This is a genomic window from Pseudomonas fluorescens, from assembly GCF_002022275.1.
GTDB lineage: Bacteria > Pseudomonadota > Gammaproteobacteria > Pseudomonadales > Pseudomonadaceae > Aquipseudomonas > Aquipseudomonas fluorescens_AJ.
This window is the reverse complement of record NZ_MSDF01000052.1, coordinates 210,769-235,187: the sequence shown is the minus strand read 5'-3', so window position 1 is coordinate 235,187 and position 24,419 is coordinate 210,769. Positions and strand designations below refer to the sequence as shown.

The window sequence follows — 24,419 nt, the reverse complement described above, 5'->3', positions numbered from 1 at the left end:
AAAAAGCCCCGCATGTGCGGGGCTTTTTTCGTTAGTGCGTGTTGATCAGCCGCGAAGCCAGGAATCTACAGTGGCGGCGCCGTGCTGTTCTTTCCATGCTTTCAGGCCGCGGTGGTTGCCGCCTTTGGTTTCGATCAGCTCGCCGGTGTGCGGGTTGTGATAAACCTTGACCACCCGTGCACGGCGCTGTTTTGGCGCGGCAACGGTCACTGCACCGGCCTTGCCAGGGTTGGGATCGAGGATCGAGATGATGTCGCGCAGGCCTTTACCGTAGCTTTTCATCAGCGCTTGAAGCTTTTCTTCGAATTCGATTTCTTTCTTCAGGCCGGCGTCGTTCTTCAGGGATTCCAGCTGGGCCAGCTGCTCTTGAAGGGCTTTTTCTGCTGCGCGAAATTCGGCGAGTCTGGACAAAATCTGTACTCCAATAGTGTAGTTTGCTGATATCAACTGCAGACAGGGCTTATAAGCCATGGCTTATAAAATAACTCAAAAAAAAACGCCTTTCTGCGAGTCTGCACAGGCAGGAAAAATTGTAGTAGTTAATTCGCCACGAGTAAATCACGTCTTTTGTCTAAATAAGATATTTCATCTCCGGGCATAGATGGCTATTCAATGGCTGGCCAAAGACTTAATGAATTCGGCGCAGGGCAAGGGTCGCCCGAAGAGGTAGCCTTGCAGGAAATCGACTCCCTGCGCCGCCAGATAGTCACGCTGTTCGGGTGTTTCTACACCCTCGGCTACAATGCCCAGATCAAGCTTGCCGGACAATTCGATGATGCTGTCCAGAATGTGCCGCGAGAGTGCATCGGCACCAATCATGGCGACAAAGCTTTGATCAATTTTCAAGTAGTCCACATTAAAGTTGCGCAAGTAACCCAGGCTCGAGTGGCCTGTACCGAAGTCGTCAATGGCGATCATCACGCCCAACTGATGCAGGGCGTCGAACAGCTGGCGAGTAATGTCAGTGGGTTCAATCAGCTCGCGTTCAGTCAACTCCAGCACCAGCGTGACCTGGCCGGGCGGGAAGGCAGCGAGAAATTCCCGGCAGTCATCCACCAGCGCCAGATCCTGGCAATGGCGTGCGGTAATATTTACGCCGATATGAAAACCCGGCGAGAAGCGCGAGGCATGCGGCGCGAGTTGCGCGGCGGTCTGGCGCAGCAGCGCGCGGGTCATGGGCACAATCAACCCGGAGTGCTCGGCCAGCGGAATAAACAGGTCAGGGCGCACCAGGCCTTCCTTGGGATGCTGCCACCGCATCAAGACTTCACAGCCCGCCCATTCAAGGGTGTCACCGCGCACCACCGGCTGGAAATACGGAATGAATTCGTTGGCACCCAATGCGCGCTGTAGCTCATGGGTCGGCGCCGATGAGCGCTTTTGCAGCCAGTGCGCCAGGACGCCGGCCAGCACGCCAAAAAACACCAGTAGACTGAACAGCGCCGGGTAGCGTGCGGCCATGTAGCGCCACACTTCACCGGCGGGCATGCCGGCGTCGACGCCGTAGTGATAGCGCTCGGAGACCAAATGATGATGCGCAACGGGGAATACCGGCGTGGCGGTGTTATGCACCTTACCGTCGGCATCCAGCCAGTTGGGGCCCACTTGCAGAATCAGGTGTGCGTAGCGGCTGATCAGGCGCAATGCGTTGGTCAGGTGATAGCCGTCAACGGAGGCAAACGCGGCTTTATCGCCCTCGACAAGGCGATAAACCAGCAACGCCGTATCGGGTGTCACGGGGTTGCCATTCATTAGCGACAGCTTGCCATCGACGTAATCTTCGGGGTTGACCGGCGACTGATAGTTATCGCCGAACAGCGAACTGCAATAGATGTTTTTCTGCCAGGACAAGGTCGTCGCGCGCACAAAAGGCCGACGCGTGACTTGTTCGCGCAGCGCCAGTTGCGCACCGTTGTCACATGGCTGGCCTCCCAGCGGCAGCAAGGTCTGGGCGGCGAGGGCCGTGTTGTCGAGCATCAGGTCAAACTGGCGCACGGCTTCCCGGGCGGTTTGCGCGGTGCTGTATTGCAACGTGCGCTCGGCTTGCCAGTACAGAATGAACACGCCCAGCGCAATCGGCAGCAGCCCGCTGAGTGTGGTGATCAGGTAGCGGGTGGCGCGTTTTCGCGGGCCGTTGACGGTCAGGGGCATGGGTATAACGGCCTGTTGCAGAGTAGGGAAAGCGCCGAAGGGCCAATCAGATGCTTCGATGATAGTTGGCTCGCTGCAAGAAAGCTCGCCGCACCTGACCGTTCGGCCAGTACGCGCGATTAAAAATCAATGCATTGCGCCAACCGGATAAAGGCAAGGGTGGCCGGTGTTGACTCGCGCTGGTCCAGCACGGCCAGGCCGATTTCACGGCTGACCGGCGGCGACAGTGGCCGCACCTGATAACGCGCGTCACCTGCTTCAGGCAGCGACGCCTGCGCCACCACGCTCACACCATCGCCCCGGCTCACGGCCTCCAGGGTGCTGAGCAGTTGCGAGCAGCGGTAACGCACTTTGGGCGTAAGCCGCGCGCTACTGAACAAGCGCGACACCAACTCCAGCGAACCGGCTTCGGTCAGAATAAACGGGTCCTCGCACAGCGCCTTCAACGCCACACTGGCGTGTGCGGCCAACGGGTGCGCACCGGGCAACAAGGCGACCATCTGGTCCTTGAACAGCGCAAACGTGTCGAAACGTTCCTGTTCCAGCACGACAAACCCCACGTCGATGCGGCGCTCATCCAGCCACTGGATCACCTGGCGATCCGGGCCTTCGTCCACATGCACTTCGATGCCCGGATGCGCCTCGCGAAACGGCTTGAGAATGCGCGGCAGCAACCGATTGGAGGCGGTCGGGCCGAACGACCCGATGCGTAGCGTGCCACGCTTCATGCCCCGGGCATCGGAAGCTTCCTGCTGCAGGGTGCTGGCCACACCGAGCAAGGTACGTGCGCGCATCAACAGTTGTTGGCCGATGTCAGTGAGTTCGACCTGGGATTGATGGCGCCGAAACAACTCGACGCCCAGTTCCTGCTCCAGGGCCTTGATCGCATGGGACACCGCCGACTGGCTGATGCCCAGACGCAGCGCGGCGCTGGTAAAGCCTTGTAGCTCGGCGACCCGCGAGAAGATTTCAAGTTGGGTGAGTGTCATGAGTCTTTACTCATTTTACGATGACTATTCATTAGCTGGAGGATACGCCAATCCTGATCGCCAATGAGCACGCGCCAATGACTTCATCCTCCAACCGCCTGACCTATGTGAAGCTCGCCGCGGTCACCATGATCTGGGGCACCACCTTTGTCGCTGGCCGCTACCTGGCGTCCGGCGTAGAGCCGCTGCTCGCGGCAACGTTGCGCTTCGTGTTGGCCAGCCTGGCGTTGCTTGTATTCGTCGCCTTTGCACGGGTGCGTCTGGTTCGGCCGAGCGTCAGGCAGCTGTTGCAACTGGCTATGCTGGGTTTCTTCGGCATCTATTTTTACAACCTGTGCTTTTTCTACGGGCTGCAGTACATCAATGCATCGCGGGCGTCCCTGATCGTGGCGTTGAACCCGGCGGTGATCGGCCTGGCGTCATGGGTAGTATTCAAGGAGCGCCTGGGGCCCGCCAAACTTGTGGGCATTGTGTTCTGCCTGGGCGGCGCGGGTGCCGTAATCGTCAGTCGTAACCCCGCGCTTCTGAACGGCACGGCGAACGCCTGGATCGGCGATGTGCTGATTTTCGGCTGCGTGGCGGGGTGGGGCGCGTATTCGCTGTTTTCCCGTGGCTTGAACCAGGCGCTGGGCGCATTGCAGACGGTCACCTGGTCGATTTTACTCGGCACCTTGATGCTGGCGGCGACGACTGCGTTCAGCGGCAGGCTGACAGTCAACGCCGTGCAGGCTATTGAGTTGCCGCAGTGGCTTAGCCTGCTGTACCTGGGTGTGCTGGGTTCGGCATTGGCCTACATTCTTTGGTATGAGGGTATCCGCCACATCGGTGCGACCCGCGCCGGTGTGTTTATCGCGCTGAATCCGCTGACGGCGGTGATCTGTGGGGCGATGCTGCTGGGCGAGCCGTTGACGCTGCCGATGTTGCTGGGCGGCGGGCTGATCCTGCTCGGCATCTACCAGTGCAACAAACCCCTTGCGCCGGCCAAGGCAATGGGGATTTGATAAGAGTACGGACAAACCCTGTTACGCTGTGTAGAATCGATTTACGCATACAAGAATATGGACTTGCGCTCACGCAAGCCTCGGCCGTCAGAGACTGATGACACCATGAAGCTACTCGGCTCCCCCCTCATCTTTGGTGACTTCCTCGCCCGCAGCGTGCGAGGTCTCTCCTGTGCGCCACCCTGCAACCTCATCTTCTCTCGCCAATAAATTCCAGCTAATGACAAGAATGATGAGGTGCCGACATGGCCGACCAATACGAAAACCCAATGGGCCTGATGGGCTTTGAATTTATCGAATTCGCATCGCCAACCCCGGGCGCCCTGGAGCCGATCTTCGAGATCATGGGCTTCACCAAAGTCGCGACCCACCGCTCCAAGAACGTCGACCTGTTCCGCCAGGGCGAGATCAACCTGATCCTCAACAACGAACCTGACAGCCTCGCATCCTACTTCGCGGCCGAACACGGCCCGTCGGTGTGCGGCATGGCATTCCGCGTCAAGGATTCGCAGCAGGCGTACAACCGTGCACTGGAACTCGGCGCGCAGCCGATCCATATCCAGACCGGCCCGATGGAGTTGAACCTGCCGGCGATCAAAGGCATCGGCGGCGCGCCGCTGTACCTCATCGACCGTTTCGGCGAAGGCAGCTCGATCTACGACATCGACTTCGTCTACCTCGAAGGCGTCGACCGCAACCCCGTGGGTGCGGGCCTCAAGGTGATCGACCACCTGACCCACAACGTCTACCGCGGGCGCATGGTCTACTGGGCCAACTTCTACGAAAAACTGTTCAACTTCCGTGAAGCGCGCTACTTCGACATCAAGGGCGAATACACCGGCCTGACCTCCAAGGCCATGAGCGCCCCGGACGGCATGATCCGCATCCCGCTGAACGAAGAATCGTCCAAGGGCGCAGGCCAGATCGAAGAGTTCCTGATGCAGTTCAACGGCGAAGGCATTCAACACGTAGCGTTCCTCACCGACGACCTGATCAAGACCTGGGACGCGTTGAAGAAGATCGGCATGCGCTTCATGACCGCGCCGCCAGACACCTACTACGAAATGCTCGAAGGCCGCCTGCCGAATCACGGCGAGCCGGTAGACCAACTGCAATCGCGCGGCATTCTGCTGGACGGTTCCTCGATTGAAGGTGACAAGCGCCTGTTGCTGCAGATCTTCTCGGAAACCCTCATGGGCCCGGTGTTCTTCGAATTCATTCAGCGTAAAGGTGACGATGGATTTGGCGAGGGCAATTTCAAGGCACTGTTCGAGTCGATCGAGCGTGACCAGGTGCGTCGCGGTGTGTTGACCGCCGACTAAGCCAATAAAAAGCCCGGCCGGGATTCATTCTCGGCCGGGCTTTTTATTGCCTGACATTCAGGCTTTGCGCTGACGTACCAAATGCTTGAAACCTTCGTACACCAACACCATCACGGCCAGCCAGATCGGAATATAGGTCAGCCATTGGCCGCCCTTGATGCCTTCACCCAGTATCAACGCCACCGCCAGCAGCAGCACCGGCTCCACGTAGCTGAGCAGCCCGAACAGGCTGAAAGGCAGCAAACGGCTGGCAACGATGTAACTCACCAACGCCGACGCACTGATGACCCCCAGCATCGGAATCAACGCGTACAGCTTCGGATGAATATCCATCACCGCAAAGCCTTGCTCACCGTGCTGCACAAACCACCAGGCCACCGGCAACATCAGCGCCATGTCCAGCCACAGGCCGCCCAGATGGTCGGTGGTCAGGTATTTGCGCACCACAAAATAGATCGGGTAACCGATGATCACCACCAATGTGGCCCAGGAAAAACCGCCAGCCTGGTACAGCTCATTCAATACGCCGAGCGCAGCGAAAAACACTGCGATCTGCTGCAAACGCGACAAGCGTTCGCCATACACCAGGCGCCCGGTCAGCACCATGGTCAGGGGCAGCAGGAAATACCCCACCGACACATCCAGGCTGCGGCCATTGAGCGGCGCCCACATAAACAACCACAATTGCACGCCCAGCAACGCCGACGACAACAGCACGCCGCCGATCAGTCGCGGTTTGCCAGCCAGCATCCGCACCAACTCCCACACTCGCCGCCATTCACCGCTGACGATCATGAACACCGTCATGCACGGCACGGTCAGCAGCATGCGCCAGCCGAAAATTTCCAGGCCGCTCAGTGGCGTCAGCAATGATGTGAAGTAATACATCACGGCAAACAACACCGAGGCCAGGACCGATAACACAACACCTTTAGACACACTGCCCTCGCGAAAAACGATTGATTCAGAAGAGCGGAGATTATGGTGCTTTTGGCGCTGGAGGGTTGTGCTGTTTTTGGATGTGCGAGAAATCATTGTGGCGAGCGGGCTTGCCCGCGTTGGGCTGCGTAGCGGCCCCAAAAAAAAGGGAGCGCTGCGCACTCCAACGCGGGCAAGCCCGCTCGCCACAAGAAGCCCGCTCGCCACAAAAGGTTTATGAACGAGGTGTGCGGCCAGACACAAAATGGCTCACATCATTGAACCCCGGCGTAGACGAATGCCCCGGTGTCACCAGCGAGTCAATAAACGCCTCATCTTCAGCCGTGATCTTCACATCCAGCGCCCCCGTGTAGGCGTCCCACTGCGCCTCGGTACGCGGCCCGACAATCGCTGAACTTACCGCCGAGTTGTTCAGCACCCAGGCAATCACAAACTCCACAATCCCCACGCCACGCCCCTGGGTGTACTGCTGGATCTGCTGGGCGATACGCAGCGACTCCACGCGCCATTCGGTTTCCAGGATGCGCTTGTCCTGGCGCGCCGCACGGCTGCCGGCTTCAGGCGTTACGTCCGGTGCGTACTTGCCACTGAGCACGCCACGGGCCAGCGGGCTGTAGGGCACCACGCCCAAGCCGTAGGCTGCTGCAGCGGTAATCTGCTCGACCTCGGCCTGGCGATTGACGATGTTGTACAACGGCTGGCTGATGACCGGCCGGTCAACGCCCAGGCGTTCGGCGACACGGATGATTTCGGCAATGCGCCAGCCACGGTAGTTGGACAGGCCCCAATAGCGAATCTTGCCCTGACGGATCAGGTCACCGATCGCCGACACCGTGACTTCCAGCGGCGTCTCGTGGTCTTCGCGGTGCAGGTAGTAGATGTCCAGGTAGTCAGTATCAAGGCGTGAAAGGCTGGCTTCCAGCGCGTTGAAAATACGCTTGCGGCTCAGGCCGCTGCGGTTGGGCAGGCCGTCGGTGGGGCCGATTGCCACCTTGGAGGCCACCACCCAATCCTCACGATGACGGGCAATCGCTTCGCCGACGATTTCCTCCGAGCGCCCACCGGTGTAGACGTCGGCAGTGTCGATAAAATTGATGCCCTGGTCCCAGGCCTTGTCGATGATGCGCAACGAGTCTTCGGTGTTGGTCTGCTCGCCAAACATCATGGTGCCCAGGGTCAGCGCGCTGACCTTCAACCCGGACTGGCCCAATGTGCGGTAAATCATGCAAAGCTCCTCATGGCAGGGAAACGCAAGGTATGCAATACCAGACTCAACCGCTCTGGAACAACCCCTGTGCGCGTTTCTTCATTCACTCAGCAAGACCTGACAGCGCGTCTGTAAAAAGCGATGCAGCACTTTCACCCGCTCCGACACTTGCAGGCGGTGCGGGCACATCAGGTTGAAGGGCGTGGGTTCGCCTTGCCAGTCGGGCAGCAGCGGCACCAATCGCCCGGCCTTGATATCGCGGGCCACGTCCAGGTTGGCTTTGTAGGCGATGCCATGCCCGGCCAGCGCCCAGCGGCGCACGATTTCGCCGTCATCGCTCAGGTAATCGCCGGTGACTTCGACTTCTTGCAGCAAGGCGCCCTGACGAAAGTACCAGGTGTTATTGGCCTGCCCGCGACGCATGTAGCGCAACGTGCTGTGGTGTGCCAAGTCCGCCGGTGTCTGCGGTGTGCCGTGGCGCGCGAGGTAATCGGGGCTGGCGCAGGGGATTCGGTGATGGCCCGGTACCACCGGCAGCGCCACCAGGCTGGAGTCCCTTGGCACACCAAAACGCAAGGCGATATCGACGGTGTCGCGGAACAGGTCGGCATTGCTGTCGTTGAGCAACAGTTGCAGGCGGATAGTCGGGTGTTCGATCTTGAATTCATCCAGCCAGCCGAGCAGCACATTGCGCCCGAAATCCGAGGGGGCGGCCAACTGAAGCAAGCCGCTGAGGCTTTGGCCTTGCTGCTTGATTGCGTGCTCGCCTTCCGACAAGGCTTCCAGCGCCACGCGCACGCTGTCGAGGTAGCGTCGACCTTCTTCGGTGAGGCGCATGCTGCGCGTGGAGCGGGCGAGCAGGCGGATGCCCAGGCGCGTTTCCAGGCGTTTGAGGGCGATGCTCGCGGCAGCCGGTGTTAAACCAAGGCCCCGCGCGGCGGCTGAAAGGCTTCCGGTATCCGCGGTGCGCACAAACACTTCCAGATCCAGAATTGAGCTCATTTGTAAAAATCCTTTAAAGATCTTGTCGTTTTACCGGGATTTTTCGCCGATTGCCAAGCGGGGAAGATGAACGCTCACTTTCTCAATCAGGTTTCCCTTCATGACATCTTCCCTCAGCGGTAAAACCGTCATCGTGATCGGCGGCAGCAGCGGCATTGGCGCTGCGGTGGCAAAAGCCGCCGTAGCACGGGGCGCGCAGGTGGTGCTGGCCGGGCGCCGTTTGACCTCCGGTGTCGAAAACGGCGTGCGCAGCGAACCGGTGGACGCAACCGACAGCGCCTCGTTGCAGCGTTTGTTCGAGACGGTAGGGCGCTTCGATCACCTGGTGTACACCTCCGGCCCGTCGGTACGTGCCAAGCCGCTGATTGAAACCGACCTGGCCGAAGCTCAGGAAAACTTCAACGTGAAACTCTGGGGTTCGCTGCGTGCCATCCAGCTCGCGCTACCGTTTCTGGATGAGCGCGGCAGTATCACCCTGACCTCGGGCCAGCTCGGCCGTAAATTTGCGGCGGGCCAGTTCATCAAGACCGGCATCAATGCCGCCACGGAAGCCCTCGGCAAACAGTTGGCCAAGGAACTGGCGCCACGTCGCGTCAATGTAATCAGCCCGGGGGTGATTGATACGCCGGCGTATGCAGGGTTGGCTGAAGACCAGCGCCAGGCGATGTATGCCAAGGCGGGCGGGGCGTTGCCGGTAGGGCGCGTGGGGCAGGCAGAGGAGGTAGCGGCGGGCTATGTACTGGCCATGGAAAATGGCTTCATGACCGGCGCGATCATCGACGTCGACGGCGGTGGCCTGTTGTAAACACAGAGCAAAAATGTGGGAGCTGGCTTGCTGTGGCGAGCAAGCTTGCTTGCGCTGGGGTGCGAAGCGCCCCCAAAAAGCTGGCGACCGCTGCGCGCTCGAGCGGGAGCAAGCTCCCTCGCCACAGCAAGCCAGCTCCCACATTGATCGTGTTACACCTTCAAAGTACGGGTCATGCGCAGCGCAAGCACGCTACCGGCCACAATCACCGCCGCCAGCAGATACAACGCAATATCCGTGGACCCGGTGGCATCCTTCACAAACCCGACGATATACGGGCTCAGAAAACCCGCCATCTGCCCCATGGAGTTGATCAACGCCAGACCACCCGCCGCCGCGCCCGCGCTGAGCATGGCGGTCGGCACCGGCCAGAACATCGGCAAGCCGGTGAGGGCGCCCATGGTGGCGATGGTCAGGCCCAGAATCGCAATCGCCGGGGTGGTCGCAAAATTCACGGCGATCACCAGCCCGATGGCGCCCATCAGCATTGGCACCACCAAGTGCCAGCGACGCTCCTTGCGCAAGTCCGCCGAACGGCCCACCAGCAACATGAACACCGCGGCCAGCAGATAAGGAATCGCGCTGAGCCAGCCGATCACCAGGTTGTCGCTGAACCCCAGGTTCTTGATGATCGACGGCAGCCAGAAGTTAATCGCGTACACGCCGCTCTGGATGCAGAAGTAGATCAGGCCGAACGCCCAGATGGCCGGGTTCTTGAATACCTCGGCCAGCGAATCCGTGGTGGTCTTTGGTTTATTGGCAAGATCGGTGGCCTGGTCAGCTTCCAGCACCGCGCGCTCGTGGGGCTTGAGCCATTTGGCATTGGCAAAGCTGTCGCTGAGCAGGAAGTAGGCGAGGGCGCCCAGGATCACGGTGGGGACGCCTTGCAGCAGGAACATCCACTGCCAGCCCGCCAAACCGTGTTGGCCCGCAGCAAAGTGGTTGAGGATCCAGCCGGAGAACGGGCTGCCGAGCAAGCCGGACACCGGAATCGCCGACATGAACAGCGCCATGATCCGCCCACGGCGGAAGGTCGGAAACCACTGCGAGAGGTACAGCACCACACCCGGGAAGAAGCCGGCTTCCGCCGCGCCGGTCAGCAGGCGCAAACCGTAGAAGTGTGTCGGCGTGGTGACGAACAGCAGGCACGTGGACAGCGTGCCCCACACGATCATCATCAGCGCAATCCAGCGCCGTGGGCCGAATTTGGTCAGCGCCAGGTTACTCGGAACGCCGCACAGCACGTAGCCGATAAAGAAGATCCCGGCACCGAGGCCGTACACGGTTTCACTGAATTTCAAGGCATCGAGCATCTGCAACTTGGCAAAGCCAACGTTGACCCGGTCGAGGTAGTTGAACAGGTAGCAGATGAATATGAAGGGGATCAGGCGCAGTGTGATGCGCTTGTAGATGGCGTTTTTATCGTCATCGGTGGCCAGTGTGGCAGCGGCGCTCTGTGACATGGCAGTCTCTCTTTATTATGATTTTTTGCGATGCGAGGGTAACGTCTATCGCCAGACGAGTCTCGGCCACCTTGCCCGGCGCTGTCTTTGTGCTCGCGCACAGTGAAGCATGAATTGCGCTGTGCCTATGAACAACCACGCCTTTTAAGGAAGTTAGCTTCATGTTCGAGCTGGATCATGACCTGGCGCAGGATATTGTCGATCGCACCATGGCCATCCTGCCTTACAACGTCAATGTCATGGACAGCCAGGGGCTGATCCTCGGCAGCGGCGAGCCCGAACGCATCAACACCCGCCACGAGGGCGCGCAGTTGGTATTGGCCAATGGCCGCGTAGTGGAAATCGACGGCCAGACCGCCAAGCACCTCAAAGGTGTGCAGCCCGGCATCAACCTGCCGTTGATGCACGATCAACGGTTGATCGGTGTGCTGGGCATCACCGGCGAGCCGGAGCTGTTGCGCACCTACGCGGAGCTGGTGCGCATGACCGCCGAAATGCTGGTCAGCCACCGCCATCAACAAGCCGAACAGCAATGGCGCCGCCAGCGGTGTGATGACCTGCTGGCGCTGCTGCTGGCCGACAGCGGCGATTCACCGCGACTGGTCGATGAAGCGCAGCAATTGGGGCTCAAGCCGCAACTGGCGCGCACGCCTTACTTGTTTGAGCTGGGCGCGGGGCAGTCGGCGGACGCGTTAAGCGCCTGGCTGAGCAGCCGTTACCCGGACAGCTGGTGCGTGAGCTCCGCGCAGTTTTCCCTGTTGTGGTGCCGCCCGGCAGCGGTGCAGGTCGATAACCCGAAGTTGCTGGACAAACTCACGGGGCTCGGCTGGAACGTTCTGCGCGTTGCCGTCGGCGGCCAGGCGGATGGATTGGCCGGGCTGCGTCGCTGTTATCGCCGTGTGGGCGACTTGCTGGCTTACGGGCGCGACATACTGCCGGGCTCACGCTTGCTGACCCTCAACCGCTATCGACTACCCGTGATGCTCTGGCGCCATCGTAACGACGACGCTCTCGATGAATTGCTCAACCCGTTGCGCAAAGTGCTGGCCAAAGACAGCAACGGCCAACTCCTCGCCACCTTGCGCAGCTGGTGCGAACACGACGGCCAAAGCCAGGCCTGCGCCGACGCGCTGGGCATTCATCGCAATAGCCTGCGCTATCGCATGGAGCGCATCGCCGAACTGAGCGGCGTCGATCCGCTGACCCTGGACGGCATGCTCGCGCTCTACCTCGGCGTACAGCTATTGCCCCAGGTTTTGTCGGAATGAACAACAAACCTGCGCCGACCTTGTGCATCGGACCGGCGTCATTCTCCCAGCCAACTGGCAGCATGGGCGTTATAAAAACCGGAGAAAGCCCATGAAAATCATCATCGCCCCCGACTCGTTCAAGGACAGCCTGAGTGCCGATGGCGTTGCCCGGGCCATTGCCGAAGGGTTGGCCCAGGTTTGGCCGGATGCTCAATTGGTCCAGTGCCCGATGGCGGATGGTGGTGAAGGGACGGTGGATTCGGTACTCGCCGCCTGCAACGGCCAATTACGCCACCAAACCGTGCAAGGGCCATTGGGCGGCACGGTGCAGGCGCGTTGGGGCTGGTTGGGCGACAGCCACACCGCGATCATCGAAATGGCCGAAGCCAGCGGCTTGCAACTGGTGCCACCGGGCAAGCGCGACGCGTGCTCCAGCACAACCTACGGCACCGGTGAGTTGATCCGCGCGGCGTTGGACCTTGGCGCCGAGCGCATTATTCTGGCGATTGGCGGCAGTGCGACCAACGACGCTGGGGCGGGCGCGATGCAGGCCCTCGGCGTGCGCTTGTTCGACGCCGAAGGCCTGCCATTGCCACCGGGCGGCCTGGCTTTGGGCCGTTTGGCGCGTGTCGACCTCGAACAGCTGGACCCTCGTCTGGCGCAGGTGCGTTTTGAAATCGCCGCCGACGTGAACAACCCGCTCTGTGGCCCTCACGGCGCATCTGCCATTTTCGGCCCGCAAAAAGGCGCCAATCCCGAGCAAGTTCAACTGCTTGACGTAGCCCTCGGCCATTTCGCTGACCACTGCGCCAAGGTGCTCCCTAAAGACGTGCGCGACGAACCGGGCAGCGGCGCCGCCGGTGGCCTGGGCTTTGCGGCCAAGGCTTTCCTCGGCGCGCAGTTCCGGGCCGGCGTGGAGGTGGTCGCCGAACTGGTTGGCCTGGATAAAGCCGTTCGCGGTGCCGACCTGGTGATTACCGGCGAAGGCCGTTTCGACGCCCAGACGCTGCGCGGCAAAACCCCGTTCGGCGTGGCGCGCATTGCCAAGCAACACAAGGTGCCCGTTATCGTGATTGCTGGCACTTTAGGCGAAGGTTACGAGCAAATGTACGCTCACGGCGTAGATGCTGCCTTTGCCTTGCCCTCCGGCCCCACGACGCTGGAGCAGGCCTGCAGCGAGGCGCCGCGGCTGCTGCGTGAGCGCGCAGCGGATATTGCGCGGCTGTGGCAATGTGCTCTACGTACAGCTGCGCAATCGCTTTACTGACTGTCGCTCGAGACGGTACAGGTCGAAATGCGTTCGGGCTTAAGCCCGTACGCAAGGTAATTAACCACCTTGTCGTTCACGCATTTATTATTTCCATCAGAAAAAGAAACCTCATGTCGATAAGCCTCTTTGAGCAGTACCAAATAGGTATTGGGCAGGCTTTGGAACGCGACGATGGCATCGGCTGCGGGCGCTTGATCGTCGTACTCGGGTTGAATCATCAGGATACTGTCCACCTGCGCCAGGTTGCGTCGCGGTACACCGGTCAATTGTTTACCGGGCCATCCCGCGCAGTGTCGGACCGGGAAAAAACTGCCACCTATCGGGTACTGGATGGCGTATTGGTTTTCCTTTTCGATCCAGAATGCTTCGCCTGACGACACCGAGTCATTGCACATTAGCGTACTGCGCACAGACTGTTGCGCCGTCAGTTTCAAAGGGCCGGGGGCGATGTCATTCCAGTGAGCAGGGTTGTGCACGACATAAAGCAGGTAGGTGAATGCATCTTGTGCTGCTTGCTCAGTGTCAGCGTGCGGGCTGAACCGAGAGGCCGTCGCTTTTGCCTGCAACTCGGCGTCGCTCAGGTTCGGGGACTCGCGCAGCCAGTCACTGAGAGTTTTTGCAGCCATCATGTAGTAGGCATTGCTGAAATAGTAAGTATTTGAACGCAGGGCCACTCTGACCTCAGGCAGCAGGCTCAGGAACATTTCCCGTATCGCCTCTGGATCGCTGCCCAGTTGGTGATCTTGTGGGTTGGCGGCAGTTTCGTCCTCGACAAACCGAGCGAAGATTCGCGTCTTCTCCGGAGCTTGAGCCAATGAAGCGTTCTGGAACGTCGAGGTCCAGTTTATGCCTGAGTCCAGCACCATGCGGCCGACGTGCTCTGGAAACAGCCCCGCATACCAGGCGCCCAGCCACGCGCCGTAGGAATAGCCAAGATAGTTGAGTTTTTCTTCCTTGAGCTGAATGCGCACGAACTCCATGTCTCGTGCGGTTTGCTCGGTGTTGATGTAAGGCGCCAGTGGCTGGCTGGCGCAGCCTCGGGCCAACACGCCGACGTTGTGTTGTATCGCCTTGATGTTGGCAGGGCTACGGTCTTCGGTGATGTCATTTTGAGCGATAATCACCTCTTCGGATTCGCACACCAATTGGGAGCTGGCCGTAATGCCCGCACCTCGCGGAGTTAAACCGATCACGTCATAGGTATTGGCGAGATGCCGGTAGCCTTCAGTTCTTGACTCATCAGCATCAGGTGTCCAAACCCAGGCCAGAGAGACTGCGGCGTAACTGGCATCGGTGCCCGGCTCTCCATCGTTGGTAAAAATCGTTCCCTCGCGCTTTTTCGGCTGCAAGGCCGCGATACGCGTTATATCGAGGTCGAGGGTGCCTCGCGCAGGATCAAAGTGATCCAGCGGCACAGTGACGATGCCGCACTGTATTCTGGCGGAAAATTCGAGCGCTAACTTCGGTAGGGAGCGCCCCTCGCAGTCAGGCCGCCATTTAACCCCCAGTCGAGGATGCGGTTTCGTCGCACAAGCACCGACTGCAAAAAAAAGGGCAAGGCACAAGCAGCCTGCTATTACCCGTTGCTTCATCATCTTTTTACAGCTCTAGTTGCAATTGGAAGACGTCCAGTATTGCAGTGGCAGTTTGTTCAGGCTGTAGGAAGGCATTGCTGTGGCGTACAGCAACACCTGAAAACGCTAAGGGATGCATCGCACGCCAGCGCGGCCAGCAGTACCAAGGTGGGGGTAAGGGGGTCGCAATAACGGCGACTTTCCCCCTAAACTGCTCGGCCACATGTTTTGCAAAGGATGAAACACCATGCACGCACCCGAACCCCATATCGTGATCCAGCGCTTCACCGAGGCCCATCTTGAAGGCGTCGCCGCGCTCTATAACGAGCCGGCGGTGTGCCGTCAGGTGCTGCAAATGCCTTTCCAGTCAGTGGAGATGTGGCGCAAACGCCTGGTGATGGACAACGAACGGCGGCTACAGCTCGTGGCGCTGCACGGCGGCGAGGTGATCGGTCAGTTGGGCCTGGAACAGTATCTGCGCGTGCGCCAGAGCCATGTTGGCTCGTTCGGCATGGGCGTTTCACCCGCCTGGCAGGGCAAGGGTGTGGGCTCAAGACTGCTGTTGGCCGCGCTGGACGTGGCCGACAACTGGATGAACCTGCACCGCGTCGAACTCACGGTGTACGCCGACAACGAAGCGGCGCAGAACCTCTACCGCAAATTCGGTTTCGAGGTTGAAGGCCGGCTGCGAGATTACGCGGTGCGTGACGGCAAGTACGTAGACACCGTGAGCATGGCGCGCCTGCGCCAATCGGCTTAATCCGCCAAAGCAAACGCCACCGCAGCCCGCGCATGCAGCTCGGTGGTGTCCAGCAGTGGCAGGTCACTGTGTTCGGGCTTGATCAGCAAGCTGATCTCCGTACAACCCAGAATGATCGCCTGGGCGCCGCGCGCCGCCAGGGTTTCGATCACACTCTGATAGACCTGGCGTGACGCATCGCTGATCACCCCCACACACAATTCCTCATAGATGATCCGGTGTACGGCTTGGCGCTCATCAGCGTCGGGCACCAGCACGGTCAAACCCTGCGCTGTCAGGCGCGACTTGAGAAAGTCCTGCTCCATGGTGAACGCAGTGCCGAGCAAACCTACCGTGAGCGTACCGGCGTCCACGGCCGCCGCCCCGGCTGCGTCGGCTATATGCAGAAACGGAATCGACACCGCCGCCTCAATACGCGGTGCCACCAAATGCATGGTGTTGGTACACAGCACCACGCACTCGGCGCCCCCGGCTTGTAAACGGCGTGCGGCGTCTTCGAGGATCAGTGCGGTGTCGTCCCAACGCCCTTCATGCTGGGCCTGTTCCACCGGGCCGAAGTCGACGCTGTACATCAACAGTTGCGCCGAGCGCAGCGGGCCAAGCTGATCGCGCACGGTTTGATTGATGATGCGGTAATACTCGGCGCTGGACTCCCAGCTCATGCCGCCGATAAGGCCGATGGTGCGCATGCGATGCTCCGGACAGGAAATGTTGCCTCACCTTACCCATCGATCGCCGATTAGTCATACGCAGTTGCCCGCCAAATGACCGGTGCAGTTGGCGGATCGGCGTTAATCCCACGGCGAACCGTCGCATCTGCCATGATCAGGCCTCGCAACTTGGCTCACCGGAGGAAATCCGCAATGGACGACGTACAGCAACTGGGCGAGATGCTTCGTCATTACGCCGATAGCGAAGCGCATAAAAAACAGCAATTTGATTTGCAATCAGCGCGTTGGGCGCAAAAGCTCGGCGAACTGTTCGGGCAGATCGAGCAGTGGCTGGAGCCGGTCAAGAGCGTGGGTTTGCTTGAGGTTCATCGCGAAGCCTACGTCGCCAGCGGCGCCAGCGTTCCACTGGAAGCATCGACCTTCAAGACCGAAAAACTCAACGTGCAGATCACCGGCAAAAGCGTGGAGTTTGTGCCGGACGTCATGGGCGTGGGCGGCTCTATTTCCGTGTCGGTGATCGGGCTGACCGCCGCCCGTCACGGTAGCGTTTCGCTGGTACTGCCGGCGGATAAAAACGACTGGCTGTGGAAAAAGACCAATGGCCTGAAAGACCCGGACACCTTCGCCTTCGACGCCAACTTTCTGGCCTCGCAGCTGCAAAGCCTGATCCCTCGCGAGCGCGCCTAAGCCTTCTATTTCAACGCCGGGTCACCCGGGTTGAGCTTCTTCCAACTCTGCATCACGGCCTGCGCCTTGGGCTCATGGCCGTTTGCCAGGTAGTACTGGATCAACGTCAGCCGCGCGTTGCGGTTATACGGCTGGCGTTGCAGCAGCGCCTCCAGTTGGCGGCAGGCGTCATCGACCTTGCCGCTGTCGTGCAGGGCCACCGCCAGTACAAAGGCGAACTGGCCGTTGGCGGGGTCCAGCCCTGCGGCGTTGCGTAAATGCGGCATGGCACCTGCTACATCGCCCACCCGAATCAACATCAAGCCCTGAGTGTGTTGCAACAAGGCTGCGTCGGGCTGGCGGGCCAGTTGCTCGGAGATCAGGTTGCGTGCTTCGTCCGCGCGGCCATTGGCTTCCAGCCACTGCGCGAGCGTCACCAGCGCGGGAAAAAAGTCGGGGTCGCGGAGCAGGGCGGTACGCAATTGCGCCTCGACCTTATCGCCACGACCACTGGCTTGGTAGAGCATTGCCAGGTTGAGATTGGCTTCGGCGCGTTCCAGCAGGCTCAACTGCACCTGTTCATACTCGGCGATGGCGTTGTCCCAGGCCGGACCGAGGCCCTGCACACTCAGCAAGTCCCGTGCCGCCAGAATGCGCACGGCACGTACCGGGTCCCTGAGCAATGGCGCATACAGTTCAACCCGTTCCGCAGGCGGCAACAAGGCACTGACGGCACGCACTGCGCTTTCGCGTACTTGAGGCGTGGGGTTGCCAAGGTCTTTGGTCGCCAGTTTCAGCGCCTGTTCGCTCGGATAGTTGGGTAACTCAACAGATAACGTCGCCCGCTGGATGGCCGGCAGGTTACCGCGCGCCAACTGGTCATACAGGGCCTGAGCGGCGCCCGGCTGACCCCCGCGAATCAACGCCAGGCTGTCGCCGTAACTCGGCGCCTGTTGGAGCACGGCCTGCGCGGCGGGCGGAATGCTGAAACTGTGGTCATGGCGAAAATCATTGCCCATGTAGAACTTGCCGGGCATGTGGCAATCGACGCAGAAAGAACCCGGTTGGCCGACCGCAAGCCCGGTATGCTCGGGGGAGTCGTAGTTTTTAGCCTGCAGCCCGCGCCCATCGACCGTGGCGACCGGCGTCTTGCCCGCCGTGTTGTGGCATTGCAGGCACACGGCATTGCCCGGCGCCTTGAGTTCAGTGCTGTGGGGGTTGTGGCAGTTGCTGCAGCGCACACCTTTTTCGGCCATTTTGCTTTGGGCAAACGAGCCATGCTCGAACACTTCATCCTTGATCTTGCCGTCCAGGGTGTACAGCTCGCGGGTCAGGACACTGGGCAGGTAGTCGTCCATCAGGCGCTTGCCCACGGTAAAGCCATCGCTCAGCGGCGCGCGACGGGCGTGGCAGCGGGCGCAGGTTTCCAGTTCGACGGTGGCGTTTTTGTCCTTCAAGTCCACGGCGAAACCGGCGTGCAGCAGGTCGCCTTTTTTCGCCGCCCATTGCACATGGTTTGACGCCGGGCCATGGCACGCCTGGCAACCGACACCGAGGCTGTTCCATTGGCTGTCGAAGCTGTTTTTCACCGGGTCGAAATTGCGTTTATAGCCGGTGGTGTGACACTCGACGCACATGAAGTTGGCGTTCTGGCTCGGTTTGCTCCAGTGCAGCGGGTTCTTGAAGTTCACGCCCTGGCCCGGGTAAAGGTGAAACCAGCGACTTTTCTCGGTATCCCAGGCCACGCCCAGCGCTTGCAGGCGGCCATCACCCACCTCGATCAGATATTGCTGCAGCGGGGCGATGCCGAAGGTGTACGCCACCCTGAAATCGGCGGTCTTGCCATCGATGCCGGGCGTATTGACCCAGAACTCATCGGCCCGACGAAAGAACCGCGTGGTCTCGCCTTCGCCGGTAAATGTCGCGTCATTGAAGTTGGCGGGCACCGTCTGGGGCGTGGCGGCCTGCATCGCCAGTTGGTGGTGGGAGCCTTGCCAGTCCTTGACCTGAGCTTGGTGGCAACCCTGGCACTGTTGCTCGTCAACCATCGCCGCCGGCGCGGCAAGCGCGGGTTTGGCCGCTACCACGGGTGCCTGTACACGCACTTGAGGCGTGGAGAATTGCAGGAATATCCCTAGCCCGGCCATGGCTAAAAGCAACAGTGTGATGAGTACGGGATAGAGGTAACGACGCGGTGCTGCTGTATGGCGCTCAGGCTCTGGCATTGCGACTTCCGTTGTCTTGATGCGTGGACGCTCTACGGCGTGCTTTGGCTGTGTGCAGCTTTGACGCTGGCCCCGCGTCTGTCAAACAGCTGGCATGAAATAAAGGCTAATTCCCCAGAGTTGGCTATACCTACAGCTCAGTGTTTCGACGATGACCGCCAGGGAGTTCAATGATGAAATCAAGGCTAATGATCAGCACGTTGTGCGTTGCCTCAATCGCAATGGCAGGCTGTGCCAGCAAGGTCACCTCACCGGACGAATACTCCGGTTTCCTCTCGGACTACAGCCAGCTCAAGGAAGCCAAGTCCCCGTCGGGCGCCGAGGTGATGCGCTGGGTTGATCCCAACCTGAACCTGGGCGCGTACAGCGCGGTATTCATCGAACCGACACAGTTCTACCCCAAGCCGCAAGCCACTGCGAAAATCCCGGACAGCACCCTCAACGGTATCAACACCTACTACAACCAGGCGCTCAAGCGCGAACTGGTCAAGTCGTTGCCGTTGGCCAATGCCCCTGGCCCCGGTGTGATCGTGGTGCGTGCGGCCATTACTGCGGTCAGCAGCAAGACCGAAAGTCTCAAACCCTATGAATACATTCCTGTCGCACTGGTGGCCGCCGCCGTGAGTACTGGCACGGGCATTCGTGATCAGGAAACGACCCTGGGCACCGAGGCGCAGTTCCTCGATGGCGCCAGCGGCAAGGTGCTTGCTCAGGTGGTGCGCAAAGGTACCGGCAAGCCACTGTCCAATGATTCGCAGGTGATGAAGGCGGATGACGTCAAAGGCGTGATCGATGGCTGGGCGTCTGACTTGCACCAGTCGTACATCAAGCTCAAAGGCAAATAAGGTCCGAAGCGGCGAGGGTGCCTGCACCCTCGTCGCTATTCACTGGCCGCCGAACCAGCGGTAATACGGGTTGGCGGCATCTTCACGCACGACCTCGCGCATATCCCGCCCCCACGCCTCGCGGTCACCGTCGTAGGCATGCAGGCTGGCGCGGTAGAACTGCATCAGACGTTGCTGCTCGGCCGCCTGGGTACGTGTAAATGACGCATCCGCATTGACCAGCGGTGCAGGTGTGCGCAGGTCCAGCAGGGCGGGCAACACCCGAGTGATTTCCTTGCTGCGCACCCACGGCGCGTATTCAATGCGCGGCCTGTCGTCGGTGACCGGCAGCGCGTCGGCGGCAAAACGCTCAAGGCCTTCACGATCAGTGACCCAGGTGGCGAGCAGTGTGGCTGCCGAATCGATACCCACCTCGGCCAGGGCAGTGCGCACCGTCGGCTGCTCGAAGCGTTGGCGAATGCGCTCGGCGTCCAGCGTCATCGGCTCCAATGAACCGACCAGCAGCATTTCGTGAAACTCGCTGGTCCACAGTGAGGCATACGGAAACACGTTGAGAAAACTGCGCACCAGCGCGCGGGAGTCGTCGATGTTTTGTGTCGGCAATGGCAACCATTGGGCGAGCACACCTTTTTTTTCCAGGCGCGTGGCGGCCAGCTGGTAGAAGTCCTGGGAATACAGGTTGACCACGCCGGCAGCGGAGGGCGGCGGCGGCTCCAGGGTAATCAGGTCATAGGTATCCGGGTTGCGCAGCAACTCCTGGCGGCCATCGCGCAGGCGCAGGTCGATACCCGGATCGCTGGCCGCGTTGAAATTGCCTTTGAACAAAGGCGCGGCTTGCACCACAGCCGGCAACAGTTCGGCGACTACCCGATGTTCCAGGCCCGGGTAGCGTAGCAAGGCACCCGCCGTAATGCCGGTGCCGAAGCCAATCACCAAGGCCGACTTGGGCTCAGCGTTATGAATCAGCAAGGGCAACAACGCCTGGATCCGCATATAGCGCAGCGACGGCATCGCATCACCGGTGTTCGACACGCCCTGAATATACAAACGCTGAAAGGCGCGTGCGCCCTGGCCTTGGGTGACCACCGCGACAGTGGCTCCGCGACCTTCCTGATAAAACGCCAAGCTGGCATTGCGCGCACCCGGCAACAAGTTGACGAGGCGATCCGTTGGCGTCAGCAGCGCCGCCGCCAAGGACACCAAGCCCAGCGCGACCACCGCCTGACGTCGGCCTTTTTTCACGCCATGACCACGGCGCACCGCCACATAGCCCACCCCACCGGCAATCACGGCCAACAACCCCAGTGTGCGCACCAACCCCAGCCAGGGGATCAACACAAACCCACACAGCATCACCCCGACAATCCCGCCCAAGGTGTTGAACGCCACCACTGCACCGACATCCCGACCGACATGGCTATTGCCGACACTCAAGCGCAACGCCAGCGGGAATGCCGCCCCCAGAGACAACGTCGGCACAAACACGATGCACAGCGCCGCCACGGCAAAGCGTGCGCTCATCCCCGGTAATTCGCTGCCGCCCATGCTCAGCACCAGCGCTTCGGCGTGGGTTTGCAGCACGATCATCCAGCGGCCCAGAAAGGCGATTTCCAGCAACGCCACCAACCCGGCGCCTGCAATCAGCAAGCCGAACACGCCCCAGGGATCGCGAATGCGTTCAACCCGGTGCGACATCAGCTGGCTGCCAATAAACAAGCCCGTCAAGTAAGTGGCCAATACCACTGCAAACGCATAGGTGCGAGTGCTCATGAACTGCACGATGGATTGCGACCACACTACCTCGTAACCCAGCGCCACGCCCCCGGCGATGGCATACAGCACTAATGCCAGCCGTTTGGGCGGTGCCTTGCGCGCCTGTTCGATGGCCACCGGCAACTGATGACGAACGTACAACAAGGCGCCCACGGCGGCGACCAGATTCAAGGCGGCGGCGACCAGCGCACTGCCGCGCACACCGAACTGCGCAATCAGCACAAAGGCCGTGAGCAAGGTTCCGGCAATCGCCCCGGCGGTGTTGGCCGCGTACAAACGCCCACTGGCCTGGCTCAAGCCCTTGGCGTGAGTATTCAACGCGCGAACCAGCACCGGCAGCGTTCCGCCCATCAGCAAGGCCGGCAAACCCACTAAAACAAACGGCAGCAACCAGGCGAGCAAGCCGATGCGCTGTTCCAGCCAGGCAAACGGTTCAGCCGCCGTACCCAGGGCCAGCGTCGCGCCCACCCCAAACATGGCAACCAGTAATTCCAGACCTGCATACAACAACAGCGGCCGCGCAAACCGGTCCGCCATGCGCCCAAACAGCACACCGCCCAGCGCCAACCCGGCAAAAAACGCGCTGAAACCGGTGGTGATCGCATACACCTCCACGCCGACCACCAGCGACAGTTGCTTGATCCACAGCACCTGGTAAACCAGGGCCGCACCGCCGGAGATGAACAGGAGGAGGGCGGGGATCAAGGTTGAGGGGATAGCGATGTGCAGGGGAGTGCTGGTGGTGCGTGAGGTCATTGCCCAATTCCAAATAGTGCGAAGAACCCTGTGGGAGCTGGCTTGCCTGCGATGACGGTGGTGAATTCACCAACGCTATCGCAGGCAAGCCAGCTCCCACATTTGCCTTGTGTTGTTTCAGTTATGAAGCAGGCGCGGCCTTCATCTTCGCCTCAATCTTCTTGTCCACCGCTTCACGAATCTGGTCGATGCTGAAGCTGGCGGGTTTCTGGCTTGGCGGGTATTCGATAAAGGTTTCGAGGAACTTCGCCGATTTGGTCACCGCCACCGCGCCCAGATAGACGTTTTTGGTGCTCCAGTCGTAGTACTGGTCAGACACCACATCCGCCCGCTCGTAAGGGTCCATCCTCAGGTTGAAAATTTTCGGCACCCGCAGCTGCACGAACGGTTCGCTCCAGACCCGGAAACCACCTGGCTGACGCTGCTCGGCAAACACCACTTTCCAGTTGTCGAAGCGCACCGCCACCAGCACCCCGTCATCGTTGAAGTAGAAGAACTCGTTACGCGCGCCTTTAGGCTGCTGGCCGGTCAGGTAGGGCAATTGGTTGTAGCCGTCCAGGTGCACCTTGAAGTTGGTGCCGCCCGAGGTAGGTGCCCAGCCTTTGAGCAGCTTGCCCTTCACGTCAGCATCACCGGCGGCGGCAAGAAGTGTGGGGAACCAGTCCATGCCCGAGACCATCTCGTTGGAGACTTCACCGCCCTTGATTTTGCCCGGCCAGCGGATAATCGCGGGCACCCGGTACGCACCTTCCCAGTTGGAGTCTTTCTCGTTGCGAAACGGCGTGGTCGCCGCGTCCGGCCAGGAGAACTGGTTCGGCCCGTTGTCGGTGGTGTAGACCACGATCGTGTTATCGGCGATTTTCAGGTCGTCGAGGGTTTGCAGGAGTTTGCCCACATCGCCGTCGTGTTCCAGCATGCCGTCGGCATACTCGTTACCGGGCATGCCGCTCTGGCCCTTCATCGAATCACGCACATGGGTGAACAGGTGCATACGCGTGGTGTTCATCCAGACGAAGAACGGCTTGTTGGCTTCGGCCTGTTTCTTGATGAATGCCTGGGCTGCCGCCGTGGTTTCGTCGTCGATGGTTTCCATGCGCTTGGAGGTCAGGGCGCCGGTGTCTTCGATCTTGCCGTCGGCAAAGCTGTGGATCACGCCGCGCGGGGTGTTGGCCTTGACGAATTCCGCATCGTCTTTGGGCCAGTAGGGGCGCTCCGGTTCCTCTTCGGCGTTGAGGTGGTACAGGTTGCCGAAAAACTCATCGAAGCCGTGATTGGTGGGCAGGTATTCATCCTTGTCGCCCAAGTGGTTCTTGCCGAATTGACCGGTGGAATAGCCCAGGGACTTGAGTGCCTGGGCAATGGTGATATCACGTTTTTGCAGGCCCACCGGAGCGCCCGGAATACCCACCTTCGACAGCCCGGTGCGCAACGGCGTCTGGCCTGTGATAAAGGACGAACGCCCGGCCGTGCAGCTGTTCTCCGCGTAATAGTCGGTGAACATCATGCCTTCTTTGGCAATACGGTCGATATTCGGGGTCTTGTAGCCCACCACGCCCATGGAGTAGGCGCTGATATTGGTTTGCCCGATGTCATCGCCGAAGATCACCAGGATGTTCGGCTTTTCGGCGGCCCAGGCAGATGCCGAGACCCCCATTACCGAAACCGCGACCAGCGCGAGTTTCGGCAGCCACTTACGCATGCGAGTCATAAGACTTGCTCCTTTCAGGGCTTGAGTCGCAGGGTGTGCGAC

General features: G+C 60.4%; 20 protein-coding genes. 8 read left to right on the top strand and 12 right to left on the bottom strand.

The window, feature by feature from the left end; genetic code table 11:
* Positions 1-45 precede the first annotated feature (45 nt).
* The 3 genes from BFW87_RS26095 to BFW87_RS26085 form a co-directional block, all read right to left on the bottom strand.
* Positions 46-411 carry a histone-like nucleoid-structuring protein, MvaT/MvaU family gene (locus tag BFW87_RS26095; RefSeq protein WP_078742581.1) on the bottom strand — a complete coding sequence of 122 codons (366 nt, stop codon included), beginning with the start codon at positions 409-411 and terminating at the stop codon, positions 46-48.
* A gap of 198 nt (positions 412-609) precedes the next feature.
* Entirely contained in the window at positions 610-2,151 is a 1,542-nt protein-coding gene (locus tag BFW87_RS26090) for an EAL domain-containing protein (protein WP_078742580.1), read from the bottom strand.
* A gap of 119 nt (positions 2,152-2,270) precedes the next feature.
* Positions 2,271-3,140, bottom strand: coding sequence for a LysR family transcriptional regulator (locus BFW87_RS26085; protein WP_078742579.1), 870 nt, complete (start codon positions 3,138-3,140; stop codon positions 2,271-2,273).
* Positions 3,141-3,217: 77 nt separating this feature from the next.
* Here BFW87_RS26085 and BFW87_RS26080 point away from each other — a divergent pair, with 77 nt between their 5' ends.
* Both BFW87_RS26080 and hppD read left to right on the top strand, forming a co-directional pair.
* Positions 3,218-4,141 (top strand): DMT family transporter, encoded by a 924-nt coding sequence (locus BFW87_RS26080; RefSeq protein WP_078742578.1) that lies wholly within the window; start codon positions 3,218-3,220, stop codon positions 4,139-4,141.
* Positions 4,142-4,386: 245 nt separating this feature from the next.
* Complete coding sequence (gene hppD, locus BFW87_RS26075) at positions 4,387-5,463, top strand: 4-hydroxyphenylpyruvate dioxygenase (protein WP_078742577.1); 1,077 nt, start codon at positions 4,387-4,389, stop codon at positions 5,461-5,463.
* 57 nt (positions 5,464-5,520) lie between these two features.
* On the opposite strand, the gene rarD is transcribed toward hppD, so the two are convergent.
* From rarD to BFW87_RS26060, 3 genes are all read right to left on the bottom strand, one after another.
* Positions 5,521-6,402, bottom strand: a complete 882-nt coding sequence (gene rarD / locus BFW87_RS26070; RefSeq protein ID WP_078742576.1) for an EamA family transporter RarD — start codon at positions 6,400-6,402, stop codon at positions 5,521-5,523.
* Between the two features lie 214 nt (positions 6,403-6,616).
* Positions 6,617-7,627, bottom strand: a complete 1,011-nt coding sequence (locus BFW87_RS26065; protein ID WP_078742575.1) for an aldo/keto reductase — start codon at positions 7,625-7,627, stop codon at positions 6,617-6,619.
* An 81-nt stretch (positions 7,628-7,708) separates the two neighbouring features.
* Positions 7,709-8,611 carry a LysR family transcriptional regulator gene (locus BFW87_RS26060; protein WP_078742574.1) on the bottom strand — a complete coding sequence of 301 codons (903 nt, stop codon included), beginning with the start codon at positions 8,609-8,611 and terminating at the stop codon, positions 7,709-7,711.
* A gap of 100 nt (positions 8,612-8,711) precedes the next feature.
* On the opposite strand from BFW87_RS26060, the gene BFW87_RS26055 reads away from it, so the two are divergent.
* A complete protein-coding gene (locus BFW87_RS26055; RefSeq protein WP_078742573.1) occupies positions 8,712-9,416 on the top strand; it encodes an SDR family oxidoreductase in 705 nt (234 codons plus the stop codon).
* A gap of 152 nt (positions 9,417-9,568) precedes the next feature.
* Here the strand turns inward: BFW87_RS26055 and BFW87_RS26050 are convergent, their stop codons facing one another.
* Positions 9,569-10,879 (bottom strand): MFS transporter, encoded by a 1,311-nt coding sequence (locus BFW87_RS26050; RefSeq protein ID WP_078742572.1) that lies wholly within the window; start codon positions 10,877-10,879, stop codon positions 9,569-9,571.
* Positions 10,880-11,040: 161 nt separating this feature from the next.
* Here BFW87_RS26050 and BFW87_RS26045 point away from each other — a divergent pair, with 161 nt between their 5' ends.
* Positions 11,041-12,147 carry a sugar diacid recognition domain-containing protein gene (locus BFW87_RS26045; protein ID WP_078742571.1) on the top strand — a complete coding sequence of 369 codons (1,107 nt, stop codon included), beginning with the start codon at positions 11,041-11,043 and terminating at the stop codon, positions 12,145-12,147.
* A 91-nt stretch (positions 12,148-12,238) separates the two neighbouring features.
* Positions 12,239-13,396, top strand: a complete 1,158-nt coding sequence (locus tag BFW87_RS26040; RefSeq protein ID WP_078742570.1) for a glycerate kinase — start codon at positions 12,239-12,241, stop codon at positions 13,394-13,396.
* Here the strand turns inward: BFW87_RS26040 and BFW87_RS26035 are convergent.
* The gene (locus tag BFW87_RS26035; RefSeq protein ID WP_176159826.1) at positions 13,390-14,994 is read right to left on the bottom strand and encodes an alpha/beta fold hydrolase; all 1,605 of its coding nucleotides are present in this window, start codon (positions 14,992-14,994) and stop codon (positions 13,390-13,392) included. The genes BFW87_RS26040 and BFW87_RS26035 overlap by 7 nt on opposite strands.
* Before the next feature lie 226 nt (positions 14,995-15,220).
* Between BFW87_RS26035 and BFW87_RS26030 the strand changes: the two genes are divergently transcribed.
* Complete coding sequence (locus BFW87_RS26030; protein WP_078742569.1) at positions 15,221-15,733, top strand: GNAT family N-acetyltransferase; 513 nt, start codon at positions 15,221-15,223, stop codon at positions 15,731-15,733.
* On the opposite strand, the gene BFW87_RS26025 is transcribed toward BFW87_RS26030, so the two are convergent.
* Complete coding sequence (locus BFW87_RS26025) at positions 15,730-16,422, bottom strand: aspartate/glutamate racemase family protein (protein WP_078742568.1); 693 nt, start codon at positions 16,420-16,422, stop codon at positions 15,730-15,732. The genes BFW87_RS26030 and BFW87_RS26025 overlap by 4 nt on opposite strands.
* A 174-nt stretch (positions 16,423-16,596) precedes the next feature.
* Between BFW87_RS26025 and BFW87_RS26020 the strand changes: the two genes are divergently transcribed.
* The gene (locus tag BFW87_RS26020; protein ID WP_078742567.1) at positions 16,597-17,091 is read left to right on the top strand and encodes a hypothetical protein; all 495 of its coding nucleotides are present in this window, start codon (positions 16,597-16,599) and stop codon (positions 17,089-17,091) included.
* Between the two features lie 5 nt (positions 17,092-17,096).
* On the opposite strand, the gene BFW87_RS26015 is transcribed toward BFW87_RS26020, so the two are convergent.
* A complete protein-coding gene (locus BFW87_RS26015) occupies positions 17,097-19,295 on the bottom strand; it encodes a tetratricopeptide repeat protein (RefSeq protein ID WP_078742566.1) in 2,199 nt (732 codons plus the stop codon).
* A gap of 173 nt (positions 19,296-19,468) precedes the next feature.
* On the opposite strand from BFW87_RS26015, the gene BFW87_RS26010 reads away from it, so the two are divergent.
* Positions 19,469-20,140 (top strand): DUF3313 domain-containing protein, encoded by a 672-nt coding sequence (locus BFW87_RS26010; protein ID WP_078742565.1) that lies wholly within the window; start codon positions 19,469-19,471, stop codon positions 20,138-20,140.
* A gap of 39 nt (positions 20,141-20,179) precedes the next feature.
* Here the strand turns inward: BFW87_RS26010 and BFW87_RS26005 are convergent, their stop codons facing one another.
* Entirely contained in the window at positions 20,180-22,669 is a 2,490-nt protein-coding gene (locus BFW87_RS26005) for a fused MFS/spermidine synthase (protein WP_078742564.1), read from the bottom strand.
* 121 nt (positions 22,670-22,790) lie between these two features.
* Complete coding sequence (locus tag BFW87_RS26000; protein ID WP_078742563.1) at positions 22,791-24,377, bottom strand: arylsulfatase; 1,587 nt, start codon at positions 24,375-24,377, stop codon at positions 22,791-22,793.
* Positions 24,378-24,419 lie beyond the last annotated feature (42 nt).

Coding starts and splice junctions, on each gene's coding strand:
- BFW87_RS26090 (WP_078742580.1), bottom strand. CDS start 2,151: ATGCCCCTGACCGTCAACGGCCCGCGAAAACGCGCCACCCGCTACCTG.
- BFW87_RS26085 (WP_078742579.1), bottom strand. CDS start 3,140: ATGACACTCACCCAACTTGAAATCTTCTCGCGGGTCGCCGAGCTACAA.
- BFW87_RS26080 (WP_078742578.1), top strand. CDS start 3,218: ATGACTTCATCCTCCAACCGCCTGACCTATGTGAAGCTCGCCGCGGTC.
- hppD (WP_078742577.1), top strand. CDS start 4,387: ATGGCCGACCAATACGAAAACCCAATGGGCCTGATGGGCTTTGAATTT.
- BFW87_RS26065 (WP_078742575.1), bottom strand. CDS start 7,627: ATGATTTACCGCACATTGGGCCAGTCCGGGTTGAAGGTCAGCGCGCTG.
- BFW87_RS26060 (WP_078742574.1), bottom strand. CDS start 8,611: ATGAGCTCAATTCTGGATCTGGAAGTGTTTGTGCGCACCGCGGATACC.
- BFW87_RS26055 (WP_078742573.1), top strand. CDS start 8,712: ATGACATCTTCCCTCAGCGGTAAAACCGTCATCGTGATCGGCGGCAGC.
- BFW87_RS26050 (WP_078742572.1), bottom strand. CDS start 10,879: ATGTCACAGAGCGCCGCTGCCACACTGGCCACCGATGACGATAAAAAC.
- BFW87_RS26045 (WP_078742571.1), top strand. CDS start 11,041: ATGTTCGAGCTGGATCATGACCTGGCGCAGGATATTGTCGATCGCACC.
- BFW87_RS26040 (WP_078742570.1), top strand. CDS start 12,239: ATGAAAATCATCATCGCCCCCGACTCGTTCAAGGACAGCCTGAGTGCC.
- BFW87_RS26035 (WP_176159826.1), bottom strand. CDS start 14,994: ATGATGAAGCAACGGGTAATAGCAGGCTGCTTGTGCCTTGCCCTTTTT.
- BFW87_RS26030 (WP_078742569.1), top strand. CDS start 15,221: ATGCACGCACCCGAACCCCATATCGTGATCCAGCGCTTCACCGAGGCC.
- BFW87_RS26025 (WP_078742568.1), bottom strand. CDS start 16,422: ATGCGCACCATCGGCCTTATCGGCGGCATGAGCTGGGAGTCCAGCGCC.
- BFW87_RS26020 (WP_078742567.1), top strand. CDS start 16,597: ATGGACGACGTACAGCAACTGGGCGAGATGCTTCGTCATTACGCCGAT.
- BFW87_RS26015 (WP_078742566.1), bottom strand. CDS start 19,295: ATGCCAGAGCCTGAGCGCCATACAGCAGCACCGCGTCGTTACCTCTAT.
- BFW87_RS26010 (WP_078742565.1), top strand. CDS start 19,469: ATGAAATCAAGGCTAATGATCAGCACGTTGTGCGTTGCCTCAATCGCA.
- BFW87_RS26005 (WP_078742564.1), bottom strand. CDS start 22,669: ATGACCTCACGCACCACCAGCACTCCCCTGCACATCGCTATCCCCTCA.
- BFW87_RS26000 (WP_078742563.1), bottom strand. CDS start 24,377: ATGACTCGCATGCGTAAGTGGCTGCCGAAACTCGCGCTGGTCGCGGTT.